The organism is Pseudomonas sp. FW305-28, from assembly GCF_017351395.1.
In the GTDB taxonomy this organism is placed as follows: domain Bacteria; phylum Pseudomonadota; class Gammaproteobacteria; order Pseudomonadales; family Pseudomonadaceae; genus Aquipseudomonas; species Aquipseudomonas fluorescens_AA.
On sequence record NZ_JACNDD010000262.1, the window covers coordinates 1 to 4,116 of the forward strand.

4 protein-coding genes are annotated in these 4,116 nt (G+C 62.4%); 1 reads left to right on the top strand and 3 read right to left on the bottom strand.

From position 1 onward, the window contains the following. Positions 1–133 precede the first annotated feature (133 nt). Positions 134–1,102 carry a GTPase gene (gene yjiA, locus J4E53_RS30000; protein WP_060740538.1) on the top strand — a complete coding sequence of 323 codons (969 nt, stop codon included), beginning with the start codon at positions 134–136 and terminating at the stop codon, positions 1,100–1,102. Here yjiA and J4E53_RS30005 read toward each other — a convergent pair. The 3 genes from J4E53_RS30005 to J4E53_RS30015 are packed head-to-tail and all read right to left on the bottom strand — an operon-like array spanning position 1,094 to position 3,907. Further along, positions 1,094–1,807: a GntR family transcriptional regulator gene (locus J4E53_RS30005; RefSeq protein WP_103311379.1), complete on the bottom strand. Its 714-nt coding sequence runs from the start codon at positions 1,805–1,807 to the stop codon at positions 1,094–1,096. The two genes, yjiA and J4E53_RS30005, sit on opposite strands and share 9 nt — an antisense overlap. Positions 1,808–1,829: 22 nt before the next feature. Continuing rightward, positions 1,830–2,534 carry a FadR/GntR family transcriptional regulator gene (locus J4E53_RS30010; RefSeq protein WP_060740540.1) on the bottom strand — a complete coding sequence of 235 codons (705 nt, stop codon included), beginning with the start codon at positions 2,532–2,534 and terminating at the stop codon, positions 1,830–1,832. A 59-nt stretch (positions 2,535–2,593) separates the two neighbouring features. After that, on the bottom strand, positions 2,594–3,907 hold the full coding sequence (locus J4E53_RS30015; protein ID WP_103311376.1) for a C4-dicarboxylate transporter DctA: 1,314 nt from the start codon (positions 3,905–3,907) through the stop codon (positions 2,594–2,596). Between the last annotated feature and the right edge of the window lie 209 nt (positions 3,908–4,116).

A 4,116-nucleotide genomic window follows, 5' to 3' on the forward strand; every position in this document is an offset into this window, starting at 1 on the left:
GAATCCCTGTGGGAGCGATCTTGCTCGCGATGGCGGAGTGTCAGTTAATGATAAGGTCGACTGACCCGACGCCTTCGCGAGCAGGCTCGCTCCCACAAAACCGTTTTCCTTTCAGGCATCAAGGAGATTCAGTTTGTCCTCTCCCATCCCGGTCACCATCCTCAGCGGCTTCCTCGGCGCCGGCAAGACCACGCTGTTGCGCCATCTGCTCAAGGCCGAGCACGGCCTGAAAATCGCCGTGATCGAGAACGAATTCAGCGATGCCGGTATCGACACCCAACTGTTGGGCGACGAGCCGGTGCAAGTCATGACCCTGGCCAACGGCTGCGTGTGCTGCACCATTCACACCGACCTGACCAAAGCCCTGTACCTGTTGCTCGAGCGGCTGGACAGCGGCGAGATTGCCTTCGACCGCCTGGTGATCGAGTGCACCGGCCTGGCCGACCCGGCCCCGGTGGCGCAGACTTTCTTCATCGACGAGGACCTGCGCGAGCGCTATATCCTCGATGGGATCCTGACCCTGGTGGACGCGGCTCACGCCGACATCCACCTGACCCAGGCCATCGCCCAGGCCCAGGTCGGGTTTGCCGACCGCCTGCTCCTGAGCAAGACCGACCTGGTGGACGCCGCCCAGGTCCAGGCCCTTGGCGAGCGCTTGACGCGCATCAACCGACGGGCACCGATCAGGGTGGTTGAACACGGCCAGATCGACCTGGCCGAGCTGCTCGACATTCGCGGTTTCAATCTCAATGCGGACCTTGGCGCAGGGTTCAGCCTGCGCCCGGTGGGCAAGGCAACCCCGGGCGATCGCATCAGCAGCCTGGTGCTGCGCACCGACAAGGCCCTGGATATCGACAAGCTCAGCGAGTTCATGAACCAGTTGCTGGAAGAGCACGGCAAGCAATTGCTGCGCTACAAAGGCGTGCTGAACATCGCCGGCGAACCCCGCCGGCTGGTGTTCCAAGGCGTGCTCAAGCTGTACGGTTTCGATTGGGACACTGAATGGGCGCCCGACGAAGCCCGGGAAAGCGTGATCGTGTTCATCGCCGACGAACTGCCCGAAGAGAAGATCCGCGCTGGCTTCGAAGCCGCGCTACTTTGACGATCCCGCGCCTGCGACCAGCAGCAGTTTTTGCTCCAGATGGTCCAGGTGCTCGTCCATCAGCCGCACCGCTTCATTGACGTTGCGGCCTTCCACCGCGTCGACGATCGCCAAGTGTTCCTGCCAGGCGCAATGCCGGCGGGACTTGACCTCGTGGCGTGCCAGGGCCAGCGAGGTCAAGGGCACCAGGCTGCCGAGGAATTGCGTCAACGGCGCGTTGCCGGCCATGGCGGCCAGGTGCAGGTGAAACTCGCCGGACAGGCGTATCGCCGGGCCACGCTCGCCGCGGTCCAGGCACTGGCGCTCGTGCTCCACCAGGTCGCGCAGGCACTGCAAGTCTTTGGGTTGCGGCGCCTTGCAGGCCAGGCGCACCAGGGTCTGCTCGGCCAGGCGGCGAGCATGGAGGATCTGCCGCGTCTGCTCCAGATCCGGCGCGGCGACTTGTGGCCGATGGTTGGGCCGCAATATCACCACTTGCTGATGGGACAGGCGCGCCAGGACACGGCGAATGATGCTGCGGCTGACACCGAACACGTCTCCCAGGCTTTCCTCGGTGAAACGGCTGGCCGGAGCGATGCGTTGTTCAAGAATGGCGTCGAAGATCCGCGGGTAGATATCGTCCACCGACGGTTTGCCAATCCGGCCGGGCAGGGGCAGGGCGGCGAGTACGTTGCGGTTGTGCTGATGGGAAACGAGAGTGTTCATGGCGGTCTCCGCAGGCCCAGGTTCAAGTGCCGAGGTTGTCGTCCGGAATATTCAATTCGATGCCCATGCGTTGGCCTTCCCGGAGAATGTGCCGACGCATTTCGGCGCTGGCCTGGGCGCTGTTCTTGCCACGAATGGCGCGGACCACGGCTTCGTTCTCTTCCAGGCGTTCGGCCAGGTGCTCGGGCGAGTTGCGCAACACATCGGCGCTTTGCTTGAGGGCGTTGCTGGTCTGCTGGACCACGTTCTGGAAGATCGGGTTGGACGTCAGGGCAAACAGTTCTTCATGGAAAGCGATGTAGGCGTTGGCGCAGGCGTCGCTGTCGTTGGCTTCCAGGGCTTCGCGCATGTCCATGAGGGTCAGGCGCAACTGGCCGACATCCTTGCTGCTGATGGACTGGGCCACCAGGCCGACGATGAAGGGCTCCAGGGTGTAGCGCAGCTGCAGCAAGTCTTCCAGGCTCGCGCCGGCCATGGCACTGCCTTCGCTGACGGCATCGCCGGGATTGGCCTCCAGCACCACGACGCCTTTGCCGGGCATCGAGCGCACCAGGCCCAGGGTTTCCAGCACAATCACCGCTTCACGCAGGCTTGGCCGGCTGATGCCCAGTTGCTCGGCCAACTCGCGCTGGCCGGGCAGCATGTCACCCGAGCGCCACTGGCCCCGGGCGAGGGCGGCGCGGAGTTTCTCCACCACGGAATTGACGACGGTCGATGAGCTGATCACATGTGACTCCTTGGAAATCAATCAGGCGATGCCGGCTCTCGGGCCGGCATCGCCGTCTTTCAGAATTGCTGGTGATGGGCACTGCCCACCGGTTTTCTGGGTTGGAAGGTATAGCCTTGTTGGCCGGACAGCACCTTGCGCGCCCGGGGGACGTCGATGTCTTTCTCCCAGCGGGCAATCGCCACGGTCGCCACACAGTTGCCGATCAGGTTGGTCAGGGCCCGGCCAATGCCCATGAACCAGTCCACGGCCAACACCAGCACCAGGCCGACCACCGGGATCGCCGGGATCGCGGTCAGCGTCGCCGCCAGTATCACCAGCGCCGAGCCGGGAATTCCGTGGGCGCCCTTGGACGTGATCAGGGATACCAGCAGGATGGTCAACAGATCGCTCAGGGCCAAGGGCGTACCGGTGGCGTTGGCAATAAAGACAATCGCCAGGGTCAGGTAGATGGAAAACCCGTCCAGGTTGAATGAGTAACCGGTTGGAATCACCAGGCCCACGGTGGAGCTGCCGATCCCCAGGTGTTCGAGCTTGCGCATGATCTGGGGCAGCACGGCATCGGACGAAGCAGTGCCGAGTACGATCAGCAGCTCTTCGCGCAGGTACTTGAGAAACGGCAGCATCGGCAGGCCCGACGCACGCATCACCAGACCAAGGATCAGCGTGACGAAGGCGATGCAGGTCAGGTAGAACAGGCCGACGAGGCTGCCCAGGTGCTGCAGCGAGTCGAGGCCATATTTGCTGGTGGTGAAGGCAATGGCCCCGAACACACCGATAGGGGCCAGGCGCACGATCATGCCCATGATGCGGAAGATCACATGGCTGAGTTCGTTGATCAGCCGCGAGATGCCGGAAGCCGCGTCGCCCACCAGGTTCAGCGCGCTGCCGAACAGCACTGAAAACAGCAGGACTTGCAGAATGTTGTTTTCAGCGAAGGCACCGATCACCGAGGTTGGGATCAGGTTCATCAGGAACTGGGTGGTAGTGACCATGTGCTCGCCGCGTTGGGCGATGTCGTTCACGTCCGCGCTGGAGAGCTGCTCCAGATGGATGTTCGCGCCGCTGCCAATGCCTGTGCTGAAAGCGAGGACCAGGCCGATGACCAGGGCGATGGTGGTGAGGACTTCGAAGTAGATGACCGACTTGAGGCCGATGCGCCCGACTTTCTTGAGATCACCGGCGCCGGAGATGCCGCTGACCACCACGCAGAAAACGATCAGGCCGATGAGCATCTTGATCAGCTTGATGAAGCCGTCGCCGAGGGGTTTGAGCTGTGCTGAGTATTCGGGAAGGGTAAGCCCGCAGACGATGCCGAGCATCAGTCCGAGGACAACTTGTAGGAAGATCGACCGCGAGCACCATTTGAGCATGGGAGGGATTCCTGGTTCGGTGTCCTTGTTCGCCAGGGGGCTGGCGTCGGGACTTCATTATTGTGGTCTTACCGGTTTGTCCAGTGCAGGCGCAGTCTAGGCGCTGTTTTCGCGGATGTGCAAGTACGATGATGAGGATTTGGCTTGACCGGTCTTACCAGTTGCGGTGAAAGCCCTGAGCTTGAGCCTTTTCTCGGCCGGAAAAAAAT